2 protein-coding genes are annotated in these 1,260 nt (G+C 60.5%); both read right to left on the reverse strand.

Annotation, left to right across the window (positions count from 1 at the left end; genetic code table 11):
- Positions 1 to 40 precede the first annotated feature (40 nt).
- Positions 41 to 907 (reverse strand): IS3 family transposase, encoded by an 867-nt coding sequence (locus tag EGJ34_RS21730; protein WP_185750295.1) that lies wholly within the window; start codon positions 905 to 907, stop codon positions 41 to 43.
- The gene (locus EGJ34_RS22440; protein ID WP_185750296.1) at positions 904 to 1,197 is read right to left on the reverse strand and encodes a transposase; all 294 of its coding nucleotides are present in this window, start codon (positions 1,195 to 1,197) and stop codon (positions 904 to 906) included. Before EGJ34_RS22440 ends, EGJ34_RS21730 begins: the two co-directional genes overlap by 4 nt.
- Positions 1,198 to 1,260: the final 63 nt, after the last annotated feature.

The following is a 1,260-nucleotide window of genomic DNA, read 5'->3' on the forward strand; positions in this document are numbered from 1 at the left end:
TGAACCTGTCCCCTGAAATCGGACGCCAAGAAGTACGGGGTCAGGAAGCGGCTTTCAATTGCTTTGCGTAGTCGTTTGGCGACACGAATCCCAGTGTCGAGTGTAGCCGGGTTGGGTTGTAGAAGCCGTGGATGTAGTTCGCAATGGATCGCCGAGCTTCATCCTTGGTTTCGTATACACCGGTGGCTTCCTCAGTTTTCAATGTGGCAAAGAAGCTTTCGGCGACGGCGTTGTCCCAGCAGTTGCCCCGCCTGCTCATGCTCTGCACCACGCCGTGCGCGGTCACAGTTCCGCCGAACTCGCCACTGGTGTATTGGCAACCTCGATCCGAGTGGAACAGCAAGCCGGGCGGTCCCGGGCAGACCGCCCATGCGTTGAGAAATGCCTGCTGCACCAGATCATCGGGCATGCGATCTGACAAGCTGTATCCCAGCACCTGGCGCGTCTGCAGGCTGATGACGGTGGCCAGATACATCCACCCTTCGCGAGTTGCCAAATACGTAATGTCGCCGACCCAGGCCGGCTGATCGCTGTCAACCGAGAATCGACGGTCAAGAAGGTTCTCAGCAGCTGGACGACCATCCTTGCGCTTGACGCTGCGCGGGCGCTGCGAGCCTTTGATCCTGCCGCGCAGGCCTTCCTCGGCCATCAATCGGGCAACCCGTTTGTGGCCCACAGCGTGGTTTCGCGCGCGCAGCGCCTGCACCAGCCGCGGGCGGCCATAAGTACGACGACTCTGCGCGTGAACAGCGCGAAGTTCCTCGCGCACTTCCGCATCAGCGTCCGGTGATGGCTCGGCCAAGCGGCGCAGGTAGTCGTGGAATCCCGAGGGTGAAACATCCATCAGGCGGCACAGCAGGCGCACCGGATAGTTGGTCCTTTCACGAGCGACGAAGGCGAACCTCACTTGGACTCTTTGGCGAAGAACGCCGTCGCTTTTTTTAGGATGTCGCGCTCCATGCGCAGAGTGGCGTTCTCCGCTCTTAACCGGCTCAGCTCGGCCTCCATTTCCGTTGCGGGCTGCCGGGAGGGGGAGCGTAAAGGCTGGCCTGCGCGTGAGGCGGTGAGCCAGTTTGCCAGTGACTTCACAGCTACGTTGAGCTGCCGGGCGGCTGCGGTAGGACCAATGGATTCAGCTAACAGAACGGCTTGGGCCTTCTGATCATCGGTGTAATGACGGCGAGGGGGACGTGACATAGGGAACCTCCAAGTGCGAGTAAATTATCGCTTCTTGGCGTCCGTTTCAGCGGGGCAGGTTCA

The organism is Stenotrophomonas sp. 278 (assembly GCF_003935715.1).
GTDB classification, from domain to species: Bacteria; Pseudomonadota; Gammaproteobacteria; order Xanthomonadales; family Xanthomonadaceae; genus Stenotrophomonas; species Stenotrophomonas maltophilia_AH.

What these genes read in the sequence shown, in the direction of transcription:
- EGJ34_RS22440 (WP_185750296.1), bottom strand. Translation starts at nt 1,197, where the DNA reads ATGTCACGTCCCCCTCGCCGTCATTACACCGATGATCAGAAGGCCCAA.